This is a genomic window from Bradyrhizobium genosp. SA-3 (assembly GCF_004212635.1).
Taxonomy (GTDB): domain Bacteria; phylum Pseudomonadota; class Alphaproteobacteria; order Rhizobiales; family Xanthobacteraceae; genus Bradyrhizobium.
In genome coordinates, this window is record NZ_PSRT01000125.1 from 1 (window position 1) to 24,615 (window position 24,615).

A 24,615-nucleotide genomic window follows, 5' to 3' on the forward strand; every position below is an offset into this window, starting at 1 on the left:
GGGTGGAATGGGTGGTGGTTTCGGCGGTCCCGGAGGCGGGATGGGCGGTGGCCGGCGCTAAGGCCGCTTACGGGAAAGCGAAAGAGAGAAGCGCGGGCTTAGCCCGCGCTGAGCCGCACGCCGGCGCGCAAGAATTTCTGCGGATCGACCGCTTCGCCCTCGATGCGGGTTTCATAATGCAAATGTGGGCCGGTGGAACGGCCGGTCGAGCCGACGAGACCGACCACCTGGCCGATCTTCACGACCTCGCCGACCCTGACGTTGATCTCGGAGAGGTGGCCATAGCGGGTCGAAAGCCCGTTGCCGTGATCGACCTCGACCATGCGGCCATAGCCGCCGGACCAGCCGGCGGAGACCACCTTGCCGTTGGCGGTGACACGAACGGGATCGCCGGTCGCGGCGCGGAAGTCGAGCCCGGTATGCATCGCGGGCCGGCCGAGGAAAGGATCGCTGCGCACGCCGAAGCCGGAGGTGAATTCGACCTCGCCGATGACGGGCTTGCGATAGGGCACCAGCGCCAGCGTGCGATTGAGGCGGTCCAACTCTGTGCGCGTGGTGTTGATGCGGTAGAGCTGCTTCTCGAATGGCCCCGCGTTGGGCGTCAATTTGACGGGTACGAAAGGCCCGCCCATCGCGGTACGCGGTACGGCGGCTTCGAGACTGGCGAGGTTGAGGCCGAGATCGCTGACGACGCCGCGCATCCGGCGCATGCGTGAATCCATGCCTTCCTCGACGGCGTTGAGCGCCGCCATCTGGCGCCGCTCGACCTGATCAAGCGAGGTCGTGAGCCGGACCAGGACGTTGTCGAAGCCCTGGTTCTTGGCGAATTGGCTGGTCGGCGGCGTCGCGACGGTCGGCGCGCGCGATTCGAGCCGCGCTTCGCGATCCGGCGGGGCCACGAAGATCACGGTATCGCTGATCGGCGACGGCTTCGGCGTGCCCTGCGTTGCGTTCTGGCCGGCGTCACCACGCTGCGGTGTCGAGCGCGGGATTGATCCGGTCACGTCGGGCATGGCGCCGAGCGCCGTGGCCCGGGACTCCAGCGCCGTCTGGCGCTTCATGATCTGGTCGAGCTTGTGGTCGAACTGCTCCTGGTCGAGCAGCTGCCGGCTGGTGGTGCGGTCGACCTTGGCCCGCAACTCGGCGATACGGTCCTCATAGGCGTACTGCATCTCGGCCTGGCGGGCGATCAGCCGGGTCAGGACGTCGTCGCGGAAGGCGAAATAGGTGGCGGTCGCGGCCGACCACAGTCCGAGCAGCACGACCGTGCCGACCACGATCCAGAACACCACGGGTCCGAAGCGGACCTGCTTGCCGGCATGGACAATGGTGTAGGCGTCGTCGGTGGCGGGAAGGGGAATCGCAACCGCTGTTGCGGCGGCGGTAGGACGGCGATGGAAGGCCCTTCCGTGGTCGTGAGGATGATGTTGGGGGTGCTGCGAGTATTGGGCAGAACTTTTCGACATCGGCACTCCCGCGCCGGTCGGATGAGTCCGTAACGGCCTAATTGCCGCAGCAATCTGGGCCGGTCATGGTTAATTTTCCGGAAACGGGAACATTCGAATTTAAAGGACTGGTTAAAGACTTCTTGCCGCCTCCAGCACCTCATCGGCATGTCCGTCGACCCGGACATTGCGCCAGATCCTGGCCACTCTGCCATCGCCCCCGACCAGCACCGTGGTGCGCAGAATTCCGAGGAAGCTCTTGCCATACATCGACTTTTCGCCCCAGGCACCATAGGCCTCCAACATCTCATGCGTCTCATCCGAGATGAGGGGGACGCCGAGCTTGTGCTTGTCGCGGAACTTCTCCTGGGCCTTTAACGGATCGGCGGAGATACCGAGCACGGCGGTGCCGGCAGCCGCAAAGGCGTCCGCCAGCCGGGTGAAATCGACGGCCTCCCTGGTACAGCCGGGCGTGTCGGCTCGGGGATAGAAGAACAGCACGAGCTTTTGGCCGGCGTAGTCCGTAAGCGTGACCACGTCGCCGCCGTCGCGGGGCAGGCGGAAGCCGGGAGCCTTCTGACCCTCGGTCAAGGCGGCCTTCGCCGCCCCGGGCGATTTGGAGGAATTTAACTGTTTCGATGCGGCCTTATGTGATCCTGCTTTTGCTGCTGTCTTGGTTGATTTGCTCGCCGGCGTCCGCTGTGTTTTCGCGGACCTTGTTTGAGTCGTTGCCCGCGTTTTCAGGGTCTTCTTTTTAGCCGTCGGACTGCCGGAGGGCGCTTTGGACGATTTCTTTTGGGATTTCTTAGACATACGCCTTCCTTTCGTCGCTTTCGGCAGGTCAACCAAAGCGGTATTGCAGCTCTCGTCCGGTGTGCCGGAATCGCGCCCTCGGCTGGGCAAGTCTGACGACGCCGGAGTATGGTTACAAGGAATTCCACGCACCACCCCACTGCTCGTTGAACGCGCTCCCGGGGCGAAATGACGAACAGCAGGAATATTCGAGGTATGGCGGCAATGCCGGCGCGGGGGTCTTCGGTCCCCATCGACGGCTGCGGTCCCGGCGGCGCTCAATCCTACGATGGGCGCCTGTATCGAGAGGCAATGGCAAGGAATAAGTCGCCCCAGGATTACAACCGGGATTTCGATCGGCGCAGCGGCCAATATGAGCCGCAGGAATGGGACGACGCCGACTGGGATCCGGATCAGGAGGCGGCCGCGGGCCATCGCGCGCGCCGGCTGTTGTCGCGTTCCAATTCGGGCTTCCATCGCTTCGGTGACGGGTTCGGGTCGTTGCACCGCTGGCTGGGCGGCGGTCGATGGCTGATGCGCTTTGCCATCGTCGTCAGTGCCCTCGTCGTCATATTCGTCGGCTGTTTCGGCGCGCTGTGGTGGCGGCTCGGCGCCGGTCCCATCAATCTGGACATTGCAACGCCCTGGCTTGCAGCCGCCATCGAGGACAATATCGGCCACGGCAACACCGTGGAGGTGGGCGGCACCCAGATCGAGCGGGCGGGGCGGGTCCGTATCGCCGTCCGCATCCGTGACATCATCGTCCGTGACCGCGATCACGCCATTGTCGCCAGTGCGCCGAAGGCCGAGGTGAAGCTGTCGGGTGCGGGTCTCCTGATGGGGCATCTGCGGGCCGAAAGCCTCAATCTCGTCGATGCCGAGCTCGCGATCCGTATCGCGCCTGACGGCACCGTCACGGTCTCGGCCGGCGACACCGCAAAGCCGCTGGCAACCGGCGTGGCCTCCAAGAAAGAGGCAGGCCTGCCGCCGACATTCCCGCGCAATGGCGTTCCGCCGCCGCCATTCGCCACAGCGCCTGCGAGCCCGGACGCGTCCCAGGCCGCGCCTCAGGCGACCGCACAGAGCGGAATTCTTCAGGGCCTCGACTGGCTCGACAGTCTGAGCATGACCGGCCTCGACGGCCAGAACCTCAACGAGATCGGTCTGAAGAACGGCAATCTGATCGTCGACGACCAGCAGCGTGGTAGCAAATGGTCGTTCGAGAACATCACGCTCAGCCTGCGCCGGCCGAGCCGTGGCGGCGTCACGCTCAGCCTCGGCGAGGAGGGCGCGCGTCCGTGGATGCTGCGCGCCACGATTGGGCCGGCCGAGAACGGCGTCCGCTCGGTCGACATCCGCGCCGACAAGGTGTCGACCTCCAACATCCTGTTAGCGCTGCGGGTCAAGGATCTCACCTATACCGCCGACCTGCCGCTGACGGGCGAGCTGAAGGGCGAGCTCGGCCGCGACGGCGTGCCGACCTTCTTCCGCGGCAAGATCGCGGTCGGCGCCGGCAACATCATCGATACCGACACGCCGGATTATCCGATGGCGATCGATCAGGCCGAGATCAACGTCGAGTGGGACGCGAACCGGCGGGTGCTGGTCGCACCGTTCAAAATCCTCTCCGGCGCCAACCGCCTGACGCTGCTGGGGCATCTCGAGCCACCGAACGGCGCCACCAATGACTGGCAGCTCGGCTTCAGTGGCGGCTCGATCCTGCTGGGCGGTATCGACAACGAGCCGCCGCTCGTCTTCAACCGGATTGCGATCGGCTTCCGTTTCGACACCGACCACAAACGCCTCTTGCTGACGCAGGCCGATATCAGCAATGGCGAGATCGGCGTCGCCGGCACCGGTGCCATCGACTATTCCGGTGAGCCGCGGCTGACGCTCGGCTTTGCGGGAACACCGATGTCGGCCTCCGCGCTGAAGCGGATGTGGCCCACATTGATCGTTCCCGAGCTGCGTGAATGGGTGATCGAGCGGATCGAGCGCGGCACGCTCCAGCGCATCGAGATCGGCATCAACTCGCCGGTGAAGAACCTTCCGCGCAAGGGGCCTCCGATCCCCGATGACGGCCTGTCGGTCAACATCGTGGCAAGCGGTGTCGCCGTGCGTCCCGTGGACGGCATGCCGGTGGTGCATGATGCCGATCTGAAGGCCCGCGTGACCGGCCGCACTGCGACCGTGAACATCGGGCAGGGCATTGCCGATACGCCCGCCGGCCGCAAGATCACGATCTCCGACTTCACCTTCGAGGTGCCGGACATGGCGCCCAAGCCGTCGCCGTCGCGCACGAAGTTCCGCGTCGAGGGACCCGTGCCCGCCGCGGCCGAAATGCTAACCAATGATCGCCTTAGCGATCTGTCGTCGACCGTCGTCGATCCCAACACCAGCAAGGGGACATTCTCGGCGAACATCCAGCTCGGCATGCCGGTCAAGGGCGAGCTGACCAAGGCCGACACCACCTATGCCGTGACTGCCGACCTCAACGGCTTTGCCGCCGACAAGCTGGTGATGAACCAGAAGCTGGAGGCCAACAACCTCAAAATAGTCGCGAGCAACCAGGGCTATCAGGTCAAGGGCGACGTCAAGATCAACGGACAGGCCGCCTCGCTCGATTATCGCAAGCCGACTGAAGGCGATGCGGACGTCAGATTGCAGGCGACGCTGGACGATGCCAGCCGCGCGCGTCTCGGATTCGATCTGAGCCCCGCCGTCAGCGGATCGTTGCCGATCAAGCTGTCGGGCAAGATCGCGAGCGGCGCGGATCAGACCACGAAGCTCGGCGTCGAGGCCGATCTGACCTCGGTCAAGCTCGACAACATCCTTCCCGGGTGGGTCAAGCTGCCGGGCAAATCGGGGAAAGCCAGCTTCAAGGTCGTGCCGACGGCGCAATCGACGCGCCTGGAAGATATCGTCATCGAAGGCGGCGGCGCCTCGATCAAGGGCTCGCTCGAGGTCGACGCGAACGGCGACCTCATGAACGTGAATTTCCCGACCTATTCGCCGTCTGACGGCGACAAGACTTCATTGAAGGCCGAGCGCGGTCAGGACGGCGTGCTGCGCGGCACCATGCGCGGCGACGTCTTTGACGGCCGCGGTTTCCTGAAGTCGGCGATCTCAGGCAATTCCAAGGACGACGGCAAGAACAAGATGAAGAGCGTCGATTTCGATATCGACGTGAAGCTCGGCGCCGTCGCGGGATTCAACGGTGAGGCGATGCGCAGCGTCGACGCGAAGATGTCGAAACGCAATGGCGCCATCAAAGCATTTTCGCTGAGCGGCAAGATCGGTCGCGACACGCCGGTGGCAGCCGATCTGCGCGGCGGCCGCGCGCAAGGCAATCGCGAGGTGATCTATCTCCAGACCAACGATGCCGGCGCGCTGCTGCGCTTCACCGACACCTACACCAAGGCGGTTGGCGGCCAGATGGTGGTGGCGATGGAGCCGCCGACGTCCGAGCCGAATACGTCCCGCGAGGGCCTCATCAACGTGCGCGACTTCACGGTGAAGGGCGAGGCGCAGCTCGAACGCGTCGCTGCCGGCGCGCCCAACGGCACCGGCAACGGCGTCTCCTTCAGCGCGCTCCGCGCCGAGTTCACCCGGCAGAACGGCGCGCTCACGATCCGCGACGGCGTGGTCAAGGGGCCGATGATCGGTGCCACCATCGAGGGCTCGATCGACTATCCCGGCAACCAGGTCTGCATGAGCGGCACCTTCGTGCCGATGTATGGCGTCAACAACATCTTTGGCCAGATCCCGCTGTTCGGCATCTTCCTCGGCGGCGGCAACAACGAAGGGCTGATCGGCGTGACCTACGAGGTCGTCGGCACGCCGGCCGCGCCCGTGATGCGCGTCAATCCGATCTCGGCGATGGCGCCGGGCCTGTTCCGGAAGATCTTCGAATTCAACACCGGTAAGCAGAACTCGCCGTTCGAAGAATTCCCGTCGCAGTCGAACGACGGCTCGACCGGATCGACGCGCCAGCTGTCGAGCGGCTGCAGCCTCGCGCGGCGATAGCCACGAATATCAACAAAGGGCGTCATGCCCGGGCTTGTCCCGGGCATCCACGTTCTTGGTCATGTGCAGAAAGACGTGGATGGCCGGGTCAAGCCCGGCCATGACGATGTGGCGACGCCTTCGCGGCAAACTTCCAGAGGTCGAAGCGCAGCTTACGCCGCGCGCACGCCGGCTAGGAACGTGCCGACCTCGCCGGAGAGCTGCTCGGCTTGCTTGGAGAGGCTCGAGGCAGCCGCGAGCACCATGCCGGCGGCATTGCCGGTCTCGTTCGCGGCGGTGCTGACGCCACCGATATTGGTGGTGACCTCCTTCGTTGCCTCCGCGGTCTGCGAGACGCTGCGGGCGATCTCGGCGGTGGCGGCGCCTTGCTCCTCGATGGCGGCGCCGATCGAGGTGGCGATGCGGCTGACGTCCTCGATGGTGGCGGTGATGCCGCCGATCGCGTCCACCGCTTCCTTGGTCGCGCCCTGGATCTGAGCGATCTTGTCGCCGATCTCGCGGGTGGCCTCCGCGGTCTGGCTCGCGAGCGACTTCACCTCGGAGGCGACGACGGCAAAGCCGCGACCGGCTTCGCCCGCGCGCGCAGCCTCGATGGTGGCGTTGAGCGCGAGCAAATTGGTCTGCGCCGCGATACTGGAGATCAGCTCGGCGACATGCTCGATCTGCTGGGCACCATCGGACAGCGCGCGCACGATCGTGTCGGTGCGGCGGGCACTGTCGACGGCGCGTCCGGTGACTTCGGCGGACTGCGCGACCTGACGGCTGATCTCGGTGATGGAGGAGGAGAGCTCTTCGGCGGCGGCCGCGACCGTCTGGACGCGCTGGCTGGCCTCGGTGGCGGCCGAGCCGACCACGGCAGCGCGGCGGTTGGTGCCCTCGGCGGTGGACGACATCGACTTGGCGGTGGCCTCGAGCTCGCCGGAGCCCGAAGCCATCAGACCGACGAGCTGGCCGACGGAGGCATCGAAGCGGTCGGCAAGCGCGATCAAGGCATCGCGCTTCTCCTGCTCGCTGCGGGCCTTGGTGGCGACCTGCTCCGCCTCCAGGGTGCGCGCCGTCAACGCGGTTTGCCGCAGCACTTCGAGCGTCTCGGCCATGCGGCCGATCTCGTCGCCGCGGCCGGTCTCCTCGACCACCTTGTCGATGGCGCCTTCGGATATCTCCTGCATGCGGTTCTTCTGGCGGTCAAGCGCGCCGAGCACGTCGCGGGCAATCAGCCAGGACAGCGTCGCCATCAGCAGCATCAGGCCGATGCCGATGGCGGCCAGCTCCAGCGTCAGTGCGCGCACGTCGGCGTCGATGTCGTCGACATAGAGTCCGTAGCTGATGGTCACGTTCCAGGGCGCGAATTTGCGCGCGAACACGGTCTTGCGGACCGGCTCGGTCTGGCCGGGGCGGGGATAGAGATAGGAGGTCACACCGCCCTGCGCGGTCTCGCTGCCGGCCTTGATGATGGCGTCGGCGATCAGCACGCCGTTGGAATCCTTGGCGCCGGTGATCTTGCCTTCGAGCTGCTGATTGGCGCCATTCACGACCAGGGAGGTGTCCTGATTATAGACCACCGGGTAGCCCTGGCCGTCATTGAAGTTCATGCGTCGGCCGCGCTGGTGGAACAAGCTCTTGGCCTCGGCTTGCGTGAGCTTGCCGGCCGTCACCTCGTCCTGGAGCGATTGCGCGTAGTTATAGAGGAGCTCCACTGCGGTCCGCATCTGCTGGACGCGGTCCTCCATCATGCGGCTCTTGCTGAGCACGACCGAGACCCGATGATGGCCGTGACCGTGAGCGCCGCGAGGCAGACCATGCTGGCAAGCTTGGTGCGGATCTTGAGATGACTCAGCAGCTGCATCACGGCCTCTACGGAATGGTTGTTATTGCACGCGTCGGTAGCATGAAGTTCTTACCAATCATGAACGGACGCGTGCGACGTGCTGCCGCGCACACAGCGTTCGCAGCCGCATGCGCAGATGTGCAGGCGCAACGCGCTTCGCCTGCGCATGGCGCGCCAGATCGCGGTGAGAAATGATGCTGGATTATGGTTATGACCGAGCCTGGCCGGCACAGCGATGAATCGATTCGTTCACCGCATCATCATGTCCGTGCTGCTCGTGGCGGCCCTTGTCCTGATCTGGAACGTGCTGGGCTCGCGGTAGATGACACCGGCGAAGCTGCCGGCGCCATCCGTTACCTGCGCGTCAATTGCGCGCGTCAGTGCCGCGCGTAGGCGCCGCCGGTCGATTCACTTTCCTTGCCCATCGCCGCATCGACGCTGACCGAGCCGCCGCCGGCTGCCGAAAGGTAGAGGCAGGCGAAGCAGAACAGGATCGCGGCGGTGCCGCCGTTGAGCAGCGGCAGGAACACCGGCGCTTCGCCCTTGAACATGTGGCCCATGAAGTAGGCGAAGGCCATTTCACCCGAGAGAATGAAAGCCGAGAGGCGGGTGAACAGGCCGAGCATCAGGAGCGCTCCGAGCACAAGCTCGAGCGTACCGGCCGCGTAGATGATCGGCGGGATGTTCGCGAAGTACGGGAGCACCGGAAACTTGAACAGCTTGGCGATACCGTACTGGAACAGCAACAGGCCGGTGATGAAGCGGAACAGGCTCAGGAGAACCGGTTGAAAGCGGGTGAGATAAAGAAAGTTCATTGGTTTGCCCTCCATCCAATGCTGTGACCCAATGCTGCGACTTGGACCGCATTCGGTTCGGCCTCGCAAGCCACCCAGGATGAATTCCGAGCTGACATTTTCGTCATGTCAGACAAAACACCGCAGGCTCGCGTTCGATCCGAATTTTTTGCTCGTGTTTGCGTCATGCCCACCCGTAATTGTCCGGTGACGCCAATGAACTCAAGTTACCCCTGAGAAACCTACCGCCGCAAGGCGGGCACGATCAGGAACGGAATCATCCCGAGCACCACGCTCGCAAGTGCGAAGGCGAGCACTGCATTGTAGCCGTGGGTTGCATCGTGAATCAGGCCGCCGCTCCAGGAGCCGAATGCCGAGCCGAGGCCGCTGCCGATCGAGATGGTGCCGTAGATGGTGCCGACGCGTTTGCCCTGGAAGATTCGCATCGCGGTGGCACTGATCAGCGGGCCGCGTGAGCCCATCATGCTGCCGAAGCAGACGACGAAACCGGTGAGCAGGATGATGTTCGGATAAGACTGCAACAGCCAGAGCAGGAAGATGCCGAGGATCGAGATCGCGTAGCTCAGCAGCACCGACGGCCGGCGCCCGATCAGCCCGTCGAGGGCGGAGACTCCCAACATGCCGAACACCAGCACGACGCCGGAGAAGCCCCAGGCGGTGGCGGCCTGGAGCGGCGGAAAGCCGGCGTCGATCAGATAGGCCACGATCTGCGCGGCGATCGCATACATACCGACCGCGGTGAAGAAGAAGGTCGAGAACAGCGCCCAGAATGCGTGGTGCCGCATGGCACCGAGAAGCGTCCAGCCGTTGTCGACGAAATCAGGATCGGTCTTCTTCACGACATGGGGCGAGCCGGCAGCGAACAGCCGCCACGGCAGCAGCATGAGTGGCACCAGCAGGCCCACAGCCGCGAAGCCGAACAGCTGGTAGGTGCCGCGCCAGCCGATGTGATCGATCAGAAGCTGCGAGGCCGGCAGCAGTGCCAGCACGCCGCCGCCCATCGCCGAATAGACCACCGACATCGCAGTCGGCAGGCGGGGCCCGAACCAGCGGCCGAGCAGGATCGAGTTCGGTACGATGCCGATGAAGGCAACGCCGATACCGACGCAGAGGCCGATCGAGAGCTGGAATTGCCACAGGTGCTGTGCGTGCGCCGCGATCAGGAACGCCGCGCCGAGCAACAGCAGCCCGAGCGCATAGACGATGCGTGGTCCGGAATGGTCGAACAGGCGTCCGACGAACGGCGCGGTGAGACCGCTGGCGAGCCAAGTCAGCGAATAGACCGAGACGATCTGCGCGCGGTCCCAGCCGAAGCTCTCCGAGATCGGCTTCAGGAACACCGTAAAACTGTCGCCGAGCCCGCGGCCCAGCACAGCCAGCGTGAAGCAGAGCGCGAGCACGGTGAGCGCGATGCGCGCGGCGCCTTGCGGCGTTGCCGCGACGCCATCCCTGTTGGTTTCCCTGTTGGATTCCCTGGGCGTGTTCTGGTCCATTGCCAGTCAGGGAGCGCGCTTCGGCGCGCCCTGACAAGCAGCGAAAAGCTCATACGCCTATGCAGGCTTGATGAGGACGTGCTTCTTCTTGCCGAACGACAGCTTGATCACGCCCTCCGGCGTCAGATTGGCTCCTGACAGCGCCATCTTCTCGTCGGTGACCGGCGCGTCGTTGATGCGCAGGCCGCCGCCCTTGATCTGGCGCCGTGCTTCGCCGTTGGAGGTAACCAAGCCCGCTTTAACGAAAGCGTTGAGCACGCCAAAACCTGCATCGAGCTCGCCACGCGGAATTTCCACCGTCGGCAGGCTTTCGGCGAGCGTACCTTCCTCGAAGGTGCGGCGCGCGGTCTCCGCCGCTTCGTTCGCGGCGTCGCGGCCGTGCAAGAGCGCGGTCGCTTCGGTCGCGAGCACCTTCTTGGCCTCGTTGATCTCGGAGCCGCCGAGCGCCTCGAGCTTCTTGATCTCAGCTATCGACAGCGTCGTGAACAGTCTCAGGAATTTGCCGACGTCGGCATCCTCGGTGTTGCGCCAGTACTGCCAGAAATCATACGGCGAGAACTGGTCGGCGTTGAGCCAGACCGCGCCTTGCGCCGTCTTGCCCATCTTGGCCCCTGACGCGGTCGTCAGCAGCGGCGTCGTCAGCGCGAACAGCTGGTGCGTGCCCATGCGGCGGCCGAGATCGACGCCCATGATGATGTTGCCCCACTGGTCGGAGCCGCCCATCTGGAGACGGCAGCCGGTGCGCTTGGCGAGCTCGACGAAGTCGTAGGCCTGGCAGACCATGTAGTTGAACTCGATGAAGCTCATCTCCTGCTCGCGCTCGAGGCGCAGCCGCACGGAGTCCATGGTGAGCATGCGATTGACCGAGAAGTGCCGGCCGACGTCGCGCAGCATCTCGATCCAGTTCAGCCTGGTCAGCCACTCCGCATTGTCGAGCATGACCGCGTCGCTCTTGCCCTCGCCATAGCGCAGCACTTTTGCGAACACGCCGCGGATCGAGGCCTTGTTGGCCTCGATCTCGGCGACGGTGCGCATCGCGCGCGTCTCGTCCTTGCCGGAGGGATCGCCCACCATCGTGGTGCCACCGCCCATCAGCGTGATCGGCTTGTTGCCGGACTGCTGGAGCCAGTGCAGCATCATCATGGTCAGATAGTTGCCGATATGCAGCGAGGGTGCGGTGCAATCGTAGCCGACATAGGTGGTCGCTTCGCCCTTGGCAGCGAGCGCGTCCAGCCCCTCGAAATCGGAGCACTGGTGGATGAATCCACGTTCCTGCAGGGTATTGAGGAAATCCGATTTAAATGCAGTCATCTGTCGGCATGCCTGACAATTCTTGGTTTACTGTTTGGGGGCAATTTAAAGGTCTTGCATGGGAACTCGATTGCCGCCCGCCACTTGGCGCTGTGGCATTATAAGATGTGTCCCTCTGGCACAAGATCGGCATGCCAGGCAGGTCTTTTGAGGACGCTGATCCATGATGTTGACGGCACTCGGTTTGATGAGCGGCACCTCGCTGGACGGGGTGGATGTCGCGCTGATCGAAACCGATGGAAAGCAGGTAAAGGCGTTCGGGCCGACCGGCTACCGGCCCTATAGTCCGGCGGAGCGCAACCTGCTGCGCCAGGCGCTGAGCGAGGCCGTGCACCTGTCCCAACGCGATGCCCGGCCGGGGATCCTGGCCGAGGCCGAGCGCGTGGTGACGCGGGCCCATGCCGAGGCGGTCGCCGCTTTCGTCGCGCAAAACCGGATGAGGCCGGAGGACATCGACATCATCGGCTTCCACGGCCAGACCGTGCTGCACCGGCCCGAAAAGCGGCTGACGGTGCAGATCGGCGATGGGCCGGCGCTGGCCAAGGCGATCCATATCCCGGTGGTGCATGATTTCCGCGCCGCCGACGTCGAGGCCGGCGGGCAGGGCGCGCCGTTCGTGCCGGTTTACCACCGGGCGCTGGCCAATTCGCTCGAGCGCGAAGGGCCGATCGTCGTGGTCAATATCGGCGGCGTCTCCAACGTCACCTATATCGACGGCAACGACACGCTGATCGCCTGCGACACCGGGCCCGGCAATGCGCTGCTCGACGACTTCATGTACCGCACCATGAACCAGGCGTTCGATGCGGAAGGAAAATTCGCCGCGCTCGGCAAGGCTGATGAAGCCTGGATCGCGCGCGCACTGGAGCTGCCGTTCTTTGCAGCTCCGCCGCCAAAGTCGCTCGACCGCAATGATTTTGCTGTGCTGAAACTTGGCGACATGCCGCCGGCCGACGGCGCCGCGACGCTGACCGCTTTCACCGCGGCGGCGATCGCCCGGGTCATTCCATTGCTGCCGCGGCGGCCGCGCAGCTGGATCGTCTGCGGCGGCGGGGCTCGCAACCTCACCATGCTGCGGATGCTGCGCGAGCGGATCGGCTCGGCCACCGTCGAGGCCGCCGAAACGCTCGGCTGGGCCTCCGACGCCATCGAGGCGCAAGCCTTCGGCTTCCTTGCCGCGCGCGGGCTGAAGGGCCTGCCGCTGTCCTATCCGGCCACCACGGGCGTGCCGATGCCGATGACGGGCGGTGTGATCGCACGGCCCTGAAGTCACAGGCAGTTGATGCAGATGCATCGACCTTGACGAGTGAATGCAATTGCATCTATATAGATGCAACTGCATCTAACTGTCGGGATCGCCACCATGACCGCTTCGCTCAAACTGATCAGCCACAAGCTTTGTCCCTATGTGCAGCGCGCCGTGATCGCGCTCCAGGAGAAGGGCGTGCCGTTCGAGCGGATCGACATCGATCTCGCGAACAAGCCCGAATGGTTCCTGAAGCTATCGCCGCTCGGCAAGGTGCCGGTGCTGGTGGTTGCGACCGATAAGGGCGAGGTTGCGTTATTCGAGAGCAACGTCATCTGCGAGTACATCGAAGAGACACAAGACGGCGCGAAGCTGCATCCGGCGGATGCGCTGAAGCGTGCCGAGCACCGCGCCTGGATGGAGTTCGGCTCGGCGATCCTCGGTGATCTCTGGGGGCTGGAGACGACGACGGACCCTGCGACGTTCGAGAGCAAGCGTCAGGCGCTTACGGCGAAGTTCGCGCGCGTCGAAGCCGCGCTTGGCGCAGGGCCTTATTTCGTAGGCGAGACATTCAGCCTCGTCGATGCGGTATTCGCCCCGATCTTCCGCTATTTCGACGTGTTCGATGAATTGATCGAGCTCGGCATCTTCAGCGATCTGCCCAAGGTCCGCGCGTGGCGGACCGAGCTCGCCAAGCGTCCGAGCGTGCGCTCGGCGGTCGGCGCGGACTATCCGCAATTGCTGCGCGCCTTCCTGGTGCGCCATGACGCGCATCTCTTGAAGCTCGCGGCCTGAGGCGACGCCGATGTCGCAGTCCATGGCCTGGCTCATGCTGGTGATCGCCGGCGCGCTCGATGTCGGCTGGGCGATCTCGATGAAATATGCGCAAGGCTACACGCGCGCAGGCTGGAGCCTCGCCTCGCTGGTGCTGCTCGCCGCCTTTGTCTTCCTGCTCGGGCGCGCCTTGAAGGTGCTCGAGGTCGGCGTTGCCTATTCGGTGTGGACCGGCATTGGCGCGGCGGGCACGTTCCTGCTGGGTGTCGTTCTGTTCGGCGAAACCTTGAGCGCGGTGAAGCTTGCGGGCATCGCGCTTGTGCTGGCGGGGATCGTCGCACTCAAGCTCGCCTAGTCAGCTCATGGCGATCAGGTGCAACCGTCGACAAGCAGCAGCCTGCTTGTCGTCGTTGTGTGCCGCAGCCTGAAGAGATCCTGAATGTCGGGATCGTCGAGAAACGCTTGCGCCTTCTCGCGCTCCGCAAATTCGATGATGACGAGGCGCTCGGGCGCCCAGTCGCCCTCGATCGTGGTCGGCTCGACGCCTCGCACGATGTAGCGCCCTGAATGCTTGGCAATGAATGCCGGGATTTCAGCGATGTAAGTCTTGAAGCCGAGGTAGTCGTTCACCGACAGATCAAGAACCAGATACGCCTTCATCGCTCGCGATCCCCAGCGTTGACGGTCCGCAGCAATGCCACGAACGCGTCCACGCCGGAAGGCCTCAGCGCACGTTGGCGAGGCGCATGTCGAGATAGGCCGTGATGGTTTCCATCAGCGGCTCGAGCTTGGCGTCGAAGAAGTGATTGGCGCCGGGAATGACCTGCTGGTCGATCACGATGCCCTTCTGCGTCTTCAGCTTCTCGACCAGCGTGTTGACGTCCTTCGGCGGCACCACCGCATCCTTCTCGCCATGCACGATCAGGCCCGAGGACGGGCAGGGCGCGAGGAACGAGAAGTCGTAGAGATTGGCGGGCGGCGCGATCGAGATGAAGCCTTCGACCTCGGGCCGGCGCATCAGGAGCTGCATGCCGATCCAGGCGCCGAAGGAGAAGCCGGCGACCCAGCAGGCGCGCGCCTCGGGATTGATGGTCTGCGCCCAATCCAGCGCAGCCGCCGCATCCGACAATTCGCCGGTGCCATGGTCGAACGAGCCCTGGCTGCGGCCGACGCCGCGGAAGTTGAAGCGCAGCACGGAGAAGCCGCGATGCGCAAAGGCGTAGTAGCACTGGTACACGATCTGATGGTTCATCGTGCCGTGGAACTGCGGATGCGGATGCAGGATCATCGCGATCGGCGCGTTCTTCTGCTTGGCCGGATGGTAGCGGCCTTCGAGACGGCCGGCAGGGCCGGTAAAAATGACTTCGGGCATCGATGATCTCTTGATTGATTTCCTGGAGGCGACCTCGGCAATCAACCGATTGTGGCTTCATCGGCAGATGCCGACGAAAGCGCAATGAAGAGTGAGAGGGCGCACGTAGCGGTGATGCGCTGACGGCGCGCGGTGACTTGACGGTGCGCGTTCTAACATAGGCATAGGGTCAAAAAGCAAGCATCTTGAACATCGCCCAACGGGTTCAAGACGTTAGGGTGTCATGGTCGCGTCACCGCGACCGCATCATTCGGAATCATGGTTGCCAAGTGCGTGCCCGCGGCCCATGTCGGGACGGTGTAAACGCCCTCGTGATGTGAGGTAATATCTTACTCAATGCCGACGCGGGTCTATCTCGATTGGAACGCGACCACGCCGCTCCGCGCTGAGGCGCGGGCTGCGATGCTCGCTGCATACGACCTGATCGGCAATCCATCCTCGGTCCATGCCGAGGGGCGGGAGGCGCGGCGCCTGGTCGAGGAGGCCCGTGCCACGCTGGCCGTCGTCGTAGGTGCGCTGCCGCGGAACGTCATCTTCACCTCAGCCGGAACCGAAGCCAATGCGCTGGCGCTGTCGCCCGGCCTGCGGGGGCCGTCGGGCGGACCCGTCGAGCGACTGCTGGTCTCCGCGATCGAGCATGCCTCGGTGTTGGCGGGCGGCCGGTTCCCGGCGGACAAGATCGGACAGATTCGGGTGTCGCGCTCCGGCGTGGTCGACCTCGAGGATCTGAGGGACCAGCTCGGTGGCGGTCCGCCGGCACTGGTCTCCATCATGGCCGCCAATAACGAGACGGGCGCGCTCCAGCCGGTCGCGGAGGCGGCGCGGATCGTTCATGAGGCCGGCGGCCTGCTGCACGTCGATGCGATTCAGGCGCTCGGCAAAATTCCGTTCGATATCAAGACTGTGGGCGCAGACTTTGCGACCTTTTCTGCGCACAAGATCGGCGGCCCGAAAGGCGTTGGCGCGCTGGTGGTGGCGGAAGGGCTCGCCGGCCTGGAGCCGGTTCTGCGCGGGGGCGGGCAGGAGCTCAACCGCCGGGCCGGCACCGAGAATGTCGCTGGGATCGCCGGCTTTGGCGCGGCGGTCAAAGCGTCGCTTCAGGCTCTGCGGGAGGATGCGAAGCGAATGGCAACCCTCAGGAATCATTTGGAAAATGGCATTCGTGCCATTGCGGGGGGCATGGTCTTTGCGGAAGATGTGGAGCGGTTGCCAAATACCGTCCTTTTCACCGCGCCAGGCCTGAAGGCCGAGACCGCCGTGATCGGCTTTGACCTCGCAGGCGTCGCCGTGTCGTCAGGTTCAGCCTGCTCATCGGGAAAGGTCCAGCCGTCCCACGTGCTTTCGGCCATGGGGTACGATCCCATTGTGGCCCAGGGAGCGGTGCGCCTCAGTCTTGGCTGGTCCACGGAACTCGAGGAGATCAATCGAGCGTTAGAGGCTTGGCGAAAGCTCGGTAATAACCTACTTAAGGGCTAGGCGACGAAACACGGCTTGAATGGTTCTAGGTGCGTGCTTTCCGCCAAAAAACATCGTAATAGACGTAATACTCGTCCGAGTTTGATCCACCGCGGTCCTTGAAACCGCGAGCGGAGGATGGAATGCCAGCCGTACAAGAGACAGTCGAGCGCGTGAAGCGCATCGACGTCGACCAGTATCGTTATGGGTTTGAAACCCTGATCGACTCCGAGAAGGCCCCCAAGGGGCTCTCGGAAGAGATCGTCAAGTTCATCTCGCAGAAAAAGAATGAACCCGCCTGGATGCTCCAGTGGCGGCTGGAAGCCTATCGGCGCTGGCTGACCATGACCGAGCCGACCTGGGCGCGCGTCGAATATCCCAAGATCGACTTCCAGGACATCTACTATTACGCGGCGCCGAAGCCGAAGAAGACGGTCACCTCGCTCGACGAGATCGATCCGGAGATCCTGAAAACCTACGAGAAGCTCGGCATTCCCTTGCGGGAAGTCGCCATGCTCGAAGGCGTTGAGCCCAAGCCCGGCGAGGAAGACCCGGCCCGCCGCAAGATCGCGGTCGACGCGGTCTTCGATTCGGTGTCGGTGGCGACCACCTTCAAGGCGGAGCTGAAGAAGGCCGGCGTGATCTTCATGCCGATCTCGGAGGCGATCCGCGAGCATCCTGAACTGGTGCAGAAGTATCTCGGCTCCGTGGTGCCGACGTCGGACAATTTCTACGCGACGCTGAATTCGGCGGTGTTCTCCGACGGCTCGTTCGTCTACGTGCCGCCGGGCGTGCGTTGTCCGATGGAGCTGTCGACCTATTTCCGCATCAACGAGCGCAACACCGGTCAGTTCGAGCGCACGCTGATCATCGCGGACAAGGGCTCGTACGTCTCCTATCTCGAGGGCTGCACTGCGCCGCAGCGCGACGAGAATCAGCTGCACGCAGCCGTGGTCGAGCTCGTGGCGCTCGACGATGCCGAGATCAAATATTCGACGGTGCAGAACTGGTATCCCGGCAATTCGGAAGGCAAGGGCGGTATCTACAATTTCGTCACCAAGCGTGGCGACTGCCGCGGCGCCCATTCCAAGATCTCCTGGACCCAGGTCGAGACCGGCTCTGCCATCACCTGGAAATATCCGAGCTGCATCCTGCGCGGCGACAACTCCCGCGGCGAGTTCTACTCGATCGCGATCTCGAACGGCTTCCAGCAGGTCGATTCCGGCACCAAGATGATTCATCTCGGCAAGAACACGTCGAGCCGCATCATCTCCAAGGGCATCGCCGCTGGTAAGTCGCAGAACACCTATCGCGGCCTCGTCACCGCGCACCGGAAAGCCACGGGCGCACGCAACTTCACCGCCTGCGATTCCTTGTTGATCGGCGACAAATGCGGCGCGCACACCGTGCCGTACATCGAGGCGAAGAACTCGTCGGCGACGTTCGAGCACGAGGCGACGACCTCGAAGATCTCCGAGGACGTGCTGTTCTACTGCGTCCAGCGCGGCCTCAGCCAAGAGGAGGCTGTCGGCCTCGTCGTCAACGGCTTCGTCAAGGATGTGCTCCAGCAGCTCCCGATGGAGTTCGCGGTGGAAGCGCAGAAGCTGATCTCGATCTCGCTTGAAGGGTCGGTCGGTTAACACCGACCCTCGCGGTGCGCTTAGGCGCTTCATGCCTCATTTGAATAGACTGGACACCAAAATGGCTTTGCTTGAAGTGAAAGACCTCAAGGTTCGCGTCGAGGAGCGTGAGATCCTCCATGGGCTGACGCTGACCGTGAACGAGGGCGAGGTGCACGCGATCATGGGGCCGAACGGCTCCGGAAAATCGACGCTCTCTCATGTCATCGCCGGCAAGCCCGGCTATGAGGTCACCGACGGACAGATCCTGTTTAGGGGCGAAGACCTCCTGGAGATGGATCCCGACGAGCGCGCCGCCAAGGGCGTGTTCCTGGCGTTCCAGTATCCGGTCGAGATTCCCGGTGTCACCACCATGAATTTCCTCCGTACCGCACTGAATGCCCAGCGCAAGGCGCGCGGCGAGAGCGAACTGATGGTGCCGGACTTTTTGAGGAAGGTCCGCGAGGTCTCGAAGTCGCTGAACGTCCCGCAGGACATGCTCAAGCGCGGCGTCAATGTCGGCTTCTCCGGTGGCGAGAAGAAGCGCAACGAGGTGCTCCAGATGGCGCTGTTCGAGCCCAGCCTGTGCATCCTCGACGAGATGGATTCCGGCCTCGACATCGACGCGCTGCGCATCGCGGCCGACGGCGTCAACGCGCTGCGCTCGCCGGGGCGCGCGATGGTCGTCATCACCCACTATCAGCGGCTGCTGAACTACATCGTGCCCGATTTCGTGCACGTGATGTCGAAGGGCCGTGTCGTGAAGAGCGGTGACAAGGAACTGGCGCTGGAGCTGGAAGCGTCCGGCTACACCCAATTCGAGGATGCCGCGTAAGGATTTTGCGATGAACGTTGCTGTGGCAAAGACCGGGAACGGCCGCGCGGTGAGCGATCTCTTCGCCAGCGCTGAAGGCCGCTTGCCGGGTTCGGCCTCTGTGATCGCGGCACGCCGCGAGGCGTTCGAGACTTATGAGCGTCTCGGCCTGCCGCACCGCCGGATCGAGGAATGGAAATACACCGATCTGCGTGCGCTGGTCGGTGAGGTGCTGCCGCTGGCAGCGGCGCCCGATGCGGCCGCGTTGAAGCGCGCCGCGGAAGCGGTGAAGGCGCATGCGATCGCGGGCGCCCGCAAGCTGGTGCTGGTCGACGGCGTGTTCGCGGCCGATCTCTCCGACGTGAAGGCGCTCGGCTCCGAGGCGAGCCTCAAGACGCTGCGGGAGACGCTGGAGAAGGATGCCGGCCTCCTCAATACCGCGTCCACCGATGCCGTGATCGCACTGAACGCCGCCATGGCAACCGACGGCGTCGTGCTGTCGATCGCTGACGGCGCGCAACTGTCCGCGCCGATCCAGATCATCCACATCGCAACCGCAGCTTCCGCGTCGACCTTCACCCGTTCGCAGGTTGCGATCGGGAAGGGCGCTCGCGCCACCATCGTCGAAAGCTTCGTTGCGGCCGGTGCCGAGGCCTACCAGGTCCACGATGCCGTGCTCGTGACGGTTGGCGACGGCGCCGATGTTGCACACATTCGCCTGATGGACGATGCGCCTGACGCGGTCAACGTCACCTCGCAGTTCGTCACGGTCGGCGCCAATGTGAAGCTCAACTTCTTCAACATGACGACTGGTGCTGCCGTCAGCCGCTTGCAAGGCTTCATCACGCTGGCGGGCGAGGGCAGCGAGCTCTCGGCTAACGGCGTAAACCTGTTGCAGAAGACCGAGCATGGCGACACCACGTTGTTGGTCGACCATGCCGTGCCGAACTGCGTCAGCCGCGAGACTTTCCGCGCCGTGGTCGACGACCGCGGTCATTCGGTGTTCCAGGGCCGCATCATCGTTCGTCCCGATGCGCAGAAGACCGACGGCAAGATGATGACGCGGGCGCTGCTGCTCTCGGACGAGGCCGAGGCCGACAACAAGCCCGAGCTCGAGATCTTCGCCGACGACGTCTCCTGCGGCCACGGCGCCACCGCCGGCGCGCTGGACGAGAGCCTGTTGTTCTATCTGAAGGCGCGCGGGCTGCCGGAGAAGCAGGCCCAGGCGCTACTGATCCAGGCCTTCGTCGGCGAGGCGATCGAGCAGATCGTCGACGACGGCCTGCGCGAGCATGTGATCGGCATCGCCGAGCGTTGGCTGGAGCGGCGGTCATGAGCACGCATCCGGCCCTCAAGAACGGCGCCTACGACGTTGCGCGCGTTCGCCAGGATTTTCCGGCGCTGGCCATGCAGGTCTACGGCAAGCCGCTAGTCTATCTCGACAACGCCGCCTCGGCGCAAAAGCCCAGCGCGGTGCTCGACCGCATGACGCAGGCCTATACGAGCGAATACGCCAACGTGCATCGCGGCCTGCATTACCTCGCCAATGCGGCGACGGAGGCCTACGAGGGCGCGCGGGCAAAAGTCGCGCAGTTCGTCAACGCCCGCCGGACAGAGGAGATCATCTTCACCCGCAACGTCACCGAGGCCATCAACCTCGTGGCGTCGTCCTGGGGTGAGCCGAACATCAAGCAGGGCGACGAGATCGTCCTCTCGATCATGGAGCACCATTCCAACATCGTGCCCTGGCATTTCCTCAGGGAACGCCACGGCGCGGTGATCAAATGGGCGCCCGTCGATGACGAAGGCAACTTCCTGATCGACGAGTTCGAGAAGCTGCTGACGCCGAAGACCAAGCTTGTCGCCATCACCCAGATGTCGAACGCGCTCGGAACCTTCGTTCCGATCAAGGAGGTCGTGCGGTTGGCCCACGATCGCGGCATTCCCGTGCTGGTCGACGGTGCGCAAGGCGCGGTGCATCTGCCCGTCGACGTGCAGGATCTCGACTGCGATTTCTACGCGTTCACCGGCCACAAGATTTATGGTCCGACCGGAATCGGCGCGCTCTATGCCAAGCACGAGCACCTTGTCGCGATGCGCCCCTTCAACGGCGGCGGCGAGATGATCCGCGAGGTTGCGAAGGACTGGGTCACCTATGGCGACCCGCCGCACAAGTTCGAAGCCGGCACCCCGCCCATCGTCGAAGCGATCGGCCTCGGTGCCGCCATCGACTACGTCAATTCGATCGGCAAGGAGCGCATCGCCGCGCACGAGCAGGATCTCGTCACCTACGCCCAGGACCGGCTCCGCGAGATCAACGCGCTGCGGCTGATCGGTACCGCGCGCGGCAAGGGGCCGGTGATCTCGTTCGAGCTCAAGGGCGCGCATGCCCACGACGTCGCCACCGTGATCGATCGCCAGGGCATTGCGGTGCGCGCCGGCACCCATTGCGTGATGCCGCTTTTAGAGCGGTTCAACGTCACGGCCACATGCCGTGCGTCCTTCGGCATGTATAATACGCGGGAAGAAGTCGATCATCTGGCACAGGCGCTTCTGAAAGCGCGGGATTTGTTTGCATGAGTGACACGGCCGACGTCAAAGCCAATCCGATGGAGACCCATTCGGCGCTGCCGCCGGAGGAGACCGAGCGCTTGACCACCGAGATCATCGCGGGCCTCAAGACCGTGTTCGATCCGGAAATCCCGGCCGACATCTACGAGCTCGGGCTCATCTACAAGGTCGAGATCAAGGACGACCGCTCGGTCGACGTGCTGATGACGCTGACGACGCCGAACTGTCCGGCCGCCGGCGAGCTGCCGACCATGGTCGAGAACGCGGTCGCCAGCGTCCCCGGCGTCGGCGTGGTCGACGTCAAGGTCGTCTGGGAACCGCCGTGGTCGCCCGAGCGCATGAGCGACGAGGCGCGCCTCGTGCTGAACATGTGGTGACGGCTCGCATTGAATTCGCTTCGCAACGGACCACATAGATAACATGACCCAGGCGACACCAGCTTCGACACCAAAGCCCCGGCGGCCGCGCCCGCAGGTGATGCGGCTGACGGATGCCGCCGCGCAGCGGATCACGGAGCTGACCCAGCGCGCGGACTCCGAGATCGTCGGCCTGCGCGTCGGCGTGAAGAACGGCGGCTGCGCCGGCCAGTCCTACACGGTGGAATACGCCCACGAGATCCGCCCAACCGACGAGGTCGTCGAGGACAAGGGCGTCAAGATCCTGGTCGATCCCAAGGCCGTGCTGTTCCTGCTCGGCACCGAGATGGACTACAAGGCCGACAAGATGCAGGCCCAGTTCGTCTTCAACAACCCCAACCAGGTCTCCGCCTGCGGCTGCGGCGAGTCGGTCGAACTGCGGCCGGCGAAGGTTGAGGGGTAGTTTCGCTCTCTCCGATCACACCGCCGTCGTCCCGGCCTAGTGCGCAATTGCGCACGGGGGGCCGGGACCCATACCGCGTGATCCATCGAGAGTGCGAGATCTACGTACCGACGATGTCATGACAGGCAGTCTTCGCTAAACTCCTCCTGGGAGTATGGGTCCCGGCCCCCGTGCGCAATTGCGCACTAGGCCGGGACGACCCTCGGAGAGAGAGTTGGGCCATGGACCGCGAATTCCTGATCGACCTGTTCGCCGATTTCGGCCCGGTGACCATCCGAAAAATGTTTTCCGGCTACGGCATCTCCGCCGACGGCGTCAACTTCGCATTGTCGTTGCGCGCCGGCCTGTTCTTCCGCGCTGACGAGGTCACGATCCCGAATTTCGAGGCGGAAGGCTCAAAGCCGTTCCAGTACTCAACCCACGCCAAGACCGTGCTGGTGAACTCCTACTGGGAGTTGCCGGCCCGCCTGTTCGACGATTCCGAGGAACTGGCGCAATGGGCGAGGGCAGCGCTCGCCGCCGCCCAGCGCGCCAAGGTGAAGAAGCGGCCGAAGGCGAAGAAGGTGGCGAAGAAAGCCGCAGGTAAGCCGGCGAAGAAGGCAGTCAAGAAAACGGTGCGTAGAGTGGGCAAAGCGACTCGTCCGCCGTAGCTCGCGGAGCGAAGGCGGAAGCGTGCCCACCGTTGAAGCCATAGTGGGGGAGAGATGGTGGGCACGGCGCTGTGCGCCTTTGCCCACCCTACAGTCGCCATCTGAAGGACGCGCTTAGCCTCACGCCACCCGGTTGTGCGTCTCGACCGCGTATTCGGGATCGACTTCACAGATCACGCGGTTGCGGCCGTTGCGCTTGGCGGCGTAGAGGCAGGCATCCGCGCGCTCGATCAGCGCGTCGGTGTCGTCGCCCTGCTTGAGCAGGGAGACGCCGACGGAGATGGTGACGCGGCCAAGAATTTCGCCGGTCGACTTCTTCTTTAGTTCCTTCGCCATCACCGCGCGGCGGATGTGGTCGGCCACCGTGAGCGCCTGGCGCAGCGCGGTGTTGGGCAGCACGACCGCGAATTCCTCGCCACCATAGCGCGCCGTGATGTCCTGGCCCTTGATGGTCTGCTTCAGCGACAGGCCGACCAGCCGCAGCACCTGGTCGCCGGTGAGATGGCCGTAGGAATCGTTGAACGACTTGAAATGATCGATGTCGAACAGCAGCAGCGACAGCGGCTCGCCTGAGGCGAGCGCGCTCTGCACGGCCATGCCGATCATGCGGTCGAAATATTTGCGGTTGCCGAGGCCGGTGAGCGGATCGGTCAGGCTCTCGGCGCGGATCGCCTCCAGGCTCTGCTGGAGATTGCTGATCTCGTTCTTCGACAGCGTCAGGCGACCTTCCAGCGCCTTGTTGGCCTCGCGCATCTCGCTGGTCGAACGCAGCAGCGTCTCCACGATCGCCTTGATCTGGTCGCGGCTCTTGGCTGACGACAGTTTCTCGGTCGCTCCCGACAGGCTGGCGTCGTAGGCGCCGCTCATCCCGAGCGCATCGCCGAGAACCTTCATCACGTCGTCGATCTCGCCGATGACGCGCGCGCCGACCTTGTCGATGCGATCGGTGGTCTTGATATGGGAGAGATAGGTCTCGTAGATCTGCTCGAGATCGGCTTCGGTCAGCTTGCCGTTGCGCGCCAGCGTCTCGTTGATGATCTTGTTGAGCGGTGCGTTGTAGCCGGTGGCGTAGACGTACCAGATCTCGTAATTGCGGGGAATTGCCGTCTGCCGAAGCGATCGGATCTGACCGAGCGCTACCTCGGCGAACGCCATCGTGCGTTCGTGTTCATCGAGAACCTTGACCACGGAACATACCCCACAGCGGTCGGTGCGCCTGCGACCGCAGCAATGCTTAAATTATGTTCGTAGGCTAACGGACGATCGTGAACGCCCCGTAAATATACGTTCACGGACGTCTGAAAAAGTGTGGGGCAGTACTTTCACAACCGAAACCTGGACGCGTCGCGCTTCAGGCGCCGGCGGGGGAGCGGACCGGCCGCAGCAGAAATGCCGGCAGATGCGAGTGATCGCCCGGCTCGGTGTCGACCTCGCGCTGCCGGCGCGGCTCGGGACGGCCGATCGACGGCACATGCGACGCATTGGCCTGCGGACGTGCACCGTGACGCGGCTCGGATCCGCGCTTCTCCTCGGGGCGATGCCTTGCTTCGGACGGCTGTCGCGCCTCGCGCGGTTCGTGGCCGCG

The 24,615-nt window shown here is 64.1% G+C and carries 20 protein-coding genes and 2 pseudogenes; 12 read left to right on the plus strand and 10 right to left on the minus strand.

Annotated features, from left to right (window positions below):
- Window positions 1–98: 98 nt before the first annotated feature.
- Together CWO91_RS32525 and CWO91_RS32530 are read right to left on the minus strand one after the other, a co-directional pair.
- Window positions 99–1,466 (minus strand): M23 family metallopeptidase, encoded by a 1,368-nt coding sequence (locus CWO91_RS32525; protein WP_208753097.1) that lies wholly within the window; start codon window positions 1,464–1,466, stop codon window positions 99–101.
- Window positions 1,467–1,577: 111 nt separating this feature from the next.
- Complete coding sequence (locus CWO91_RS32530) at window positions 1,578–2,258, minus strand: peroxiredoxin (RefSeq protein ID WP_130219629.1); 681 nt, start codon at window positions 2,256–2,258, stop codon at window positions 1,578–1,580.
- Window positions 2,259–2,462: 204 nt separating this feature from the next.
- Between CWO91_RS32530 and CWO91_RS32535 the strand changes: the two genes are divergently transcribed.
- Complete coding sequence (locus CWO91_RS32535; protein WP_165405880.1) at window positions 2,463–6,263, plus strand: DUF3971 domain-containing protein; 3,801 nt, start codon at window positions 2,463–2,465, stop codon at window positions 6,261–6,263.
- 152 nt (window positions 6,264–6,415) lie between these two features.
- On the opposite strand, the pseudogene CWO91_RS32540 reads toward CWO91_RS32535, so the two are convergent.
- From CWO91_RS32540 to tyrS, 4 genes and pseudogenes are all read right to left on the minus strand, one after another.
- A pseudogene (locus CWO91_RS32540) lies at window positions 6,416–8,109 on the minus strand (methyl-accepting chemotaxis protein).
- Window positions 8,110–8,468: 359 nt separating this feature from the next.
- Window positions 8,469–8,906 (minus strand): DoxX family protein, encoded by a 438-nt coding sequence (locus CWO91_RS32545; RefSeq protein WP_165405878.1) that lies wholly within the window; start codon window positions 8,904–8,906, stop codon window positions 8,469–8,471.
- A gap of 221 nt (window positions 8,907–9,127) precedes the next feature.
- Window positions 9,128–10,399, minus strand: a complete 1,272-nt coding sequence (locus tag CWO91_RS32550; protein WP_130219602.1) for an MFS transporter — start codon at window positions 10,397–10,399, stop codon at window positions 9,128–9,130.
- 57 nt (window positions 10,400–10,456) lie between these two features.
- Complete coding sequence (gene tyrS / locus CWO91_RS32555; protein ID WP_130219604.1) at window positions 10,457–11,710, minus strand: tyrosine--tRNA ligase; 1,254 nt, start codon at window positions 11,708–11,710, stop codon at window positions 10,457–10,459.
- A gap of 163 nt (window positions 11,711–11,873) precedes the next feature.
- On the opposite strand from tyrS, the gene CWO91_RS32560 reads away from it, so the two are divergent.
- The 3 genes from CWO91_RS32560 to CWO91_RS32570 all read left to right on the plus strand — a co-directional run bounded on the left by CWO91_RS32560 (window position 11,874) and on the right by CWO91_RS32570 (window position 14,085).
- Window positions 11,874–12,977 carry an anhydro-N-acetylmuramic acid kinase gene (locus tag CWO91_RS32560; RefSeq protein ID WP_130219606.1) on the plus strand — a complete coding sequence of 368 codons (1,104 nt, stop codon included), beginning with the start codon at window positions 11,874–11,876 and terminating at the stop codon, window positions 12,975–12,977.
- Between the two features lie 96 nt (window positions 12,978–13,073).
- Window positions 13,074–13,751, plus strand: coding sequence for a glutathione S-transferase family protein (locus CWO91_RS32565; protein WP_130219608.1), 678 nt, complete (start codon window positions 13,074–13,076; stop codon window positions 13,749–13,751).
- 10 nt (window positions 13,752–13,761) lie between these two features.
- Complete coding sequence (locus CWO91_RS32570; protein ID WP_130219610.1) at window positions 13,762–14,085, plus strand: DMT family transporter; 324 nt, start codon at window positions 13,762–13,764, stop codon at window positions 14,083–14,085.
- A gap of 14 nt (window positions 14,086–14,099) precedes the next feature.
- Here the strand turns inward: CWO91_RS32570 and CWO91_RS32575 are convergent, their stop codons facing one another.
- Both CWO91_RS32575 and CWO91_RS32580 read right to left on the minus strand, forming a co-directional pair.
- The gene (locus CWO91_RS32575; RefSeq protein WP_130219612.1) at window positions 14,100–14,390 is read right to left on the minus strand and encodes a DUF1330 domain-containing protein; all 291 of its coding nucleotides are present in this window, start codon (window positions 14,388–14,390) and stop codon (window positions 14,100–14,102) included.
- Window positions 14,391–14,454: 64 nt separating this feature from the next.
- On the minus strand, window positions 14,455–15,102 hold the full coding sequence (locus CWO91_RS32580) for an alpha/beta hydrolase (protein WP_014495555.1): 648 nt from the start codon (window positions 15,100–15,102) through the stop codon (window positions 14,455–14,457).
- Between the two features lie 336 nt (window positions 15,103–15,438).
- Between CWO91_RS32580 and CWO91_RS32585 the strand changes: the two genes are divergently transcribed.
- The 8 genes from CWO91_RS32585 to CWO91_RS32620 all read left to right on the plus strand — a co-directional run bounded on the left by CWO91_RS32585 (window position 15,439) and on the right by CWO91_RS32620 (window position 23,030).
- Entirely contained in the window at window positions 15,439–16,578 is a 1,140-nt protein-coding gene (locus CWO91_RS32585) for a cysteine desulfurase family protein (protein WP_130219614.1), read from the plus strand.
- A 122-nt stretch (window positions 16,579–16,700) separates the two neighbouring features.
- Window positions 16,701–18,197, plus strand: coding sequence for a Fe-S cluster assembly protein SufB (sufB, locus tag CWO91_RS32590; RefSeq protein ID WP_130219616.1), 1,497 nt, complete (start codon window positions 16,701–16,703; stop codon window positions 18,195–18,197).
- 61 nt (window positions 18,198–18,258) lie between these two features.
- Window positions 18,259–19,011: a Fe-S cluster assembly ATPase SufC gene (gene sufC, locus CWO91_RS32595; protein WP_165405879.1), complete on the plus strand. Its 753-nt coding sequence runs from the start codon at window positions 18,259–18,261 to the stop codon at window positions 19,009–19,011.
- A gap of 10 nt (window positions 19,012–19,021) precedes the next feature.
- Window positions 19,022–20,326: a Fe-S cluster assembly protein SufD gene (gene sufD / locus CWO91_RS32600; protein ID WP_130219620.1), complete on the plus strand. Its 1,305-nt coding sequence runs from the start codon at window positions 19,022–19,024 to the stop codon at window positions 20,324–20,326.
- The gene (locus CWO91_RS32605; RefSeq protein ID WP_130219622.1) at window positions 20,323–21,570 is read left to right on the plus strand and encodes a cysteine desulfurase; all 1,248 of its coding nucleotides are present in this window, start codon (window positions 20,323–20,325) and stop codon (window positions 21,568–21,570) included. Before sufD ends, CWO91_RS32605 begins: the two co-directional genes overlap by 4 nt.
- Window positions 21,567–21,938 carry an SUF system Fe-S cluster assembly protein gene (locus tag CWO91_RS32610; protein ID WP_130219624.1) on the plus strand — a complete coding sequence of 124 codons (372 nt, stop codon included), beginning with the start codon at window positions 21,567–21,569 and terminating at the stop codon, window positions 21,936–21,938. The genes CWO91_RS32605 and CWO91_RS32610 overlap by 4 nt, the downstream gene beginning before the upstream one ends.
- Before the next feature lie 43 nt (window positions 21,939–21,981).
- Window positions 21,982–22,380 carry a HesB/IscA family protein gene (locus tag CWO91_RS32615; protein ID WP_091887957.1) on the plus strand — a complete coding sequence of 133 codons (399 nt, stop codon included), beginning with the start codon at window positions 21,982–21,984 and terminating at the stop codon, window positions 22,378–22,380.
- Window positions 22,381–22,601: 221 nt separating this feature from the next.
- Complete coding sequence (locus tag CWO91_RS32620) at window positions 22,602–23,030, plus strand: TfoX/Sxy family protein (RefSeq protein WP_130219626.1); 429 nt, start codon at window positions 22,602–22,604, stop codon at window positions 23,028–23,030.
- A gap of 120 nt (window positions 23,031–23,150) precedes the next feature.
- Here CWO91_RS32620 and CWO91_RS32625 read toward each other — a convergent pair whose 3' ends face one another.
- On the minus strand, window positions 23,151–24,218 hold the full coding sequence (locus tag CWO91_RS32625; protein WP_130219627.1) for a GGDEF domain-containing protein: 1,068 nt from the start codon (window positions 24,216–24,218) through the stop codon (window positions 23,151–23,153).
- A 163-nt stretch (window positions 24,219–24,381) separates the two neighbouring features.
- Window positions 24,382–24,615: pseudogene (locus CWO91_RS32630) on the minus strand (DEAD/DEAH box helicase); the annotation flags it as partial.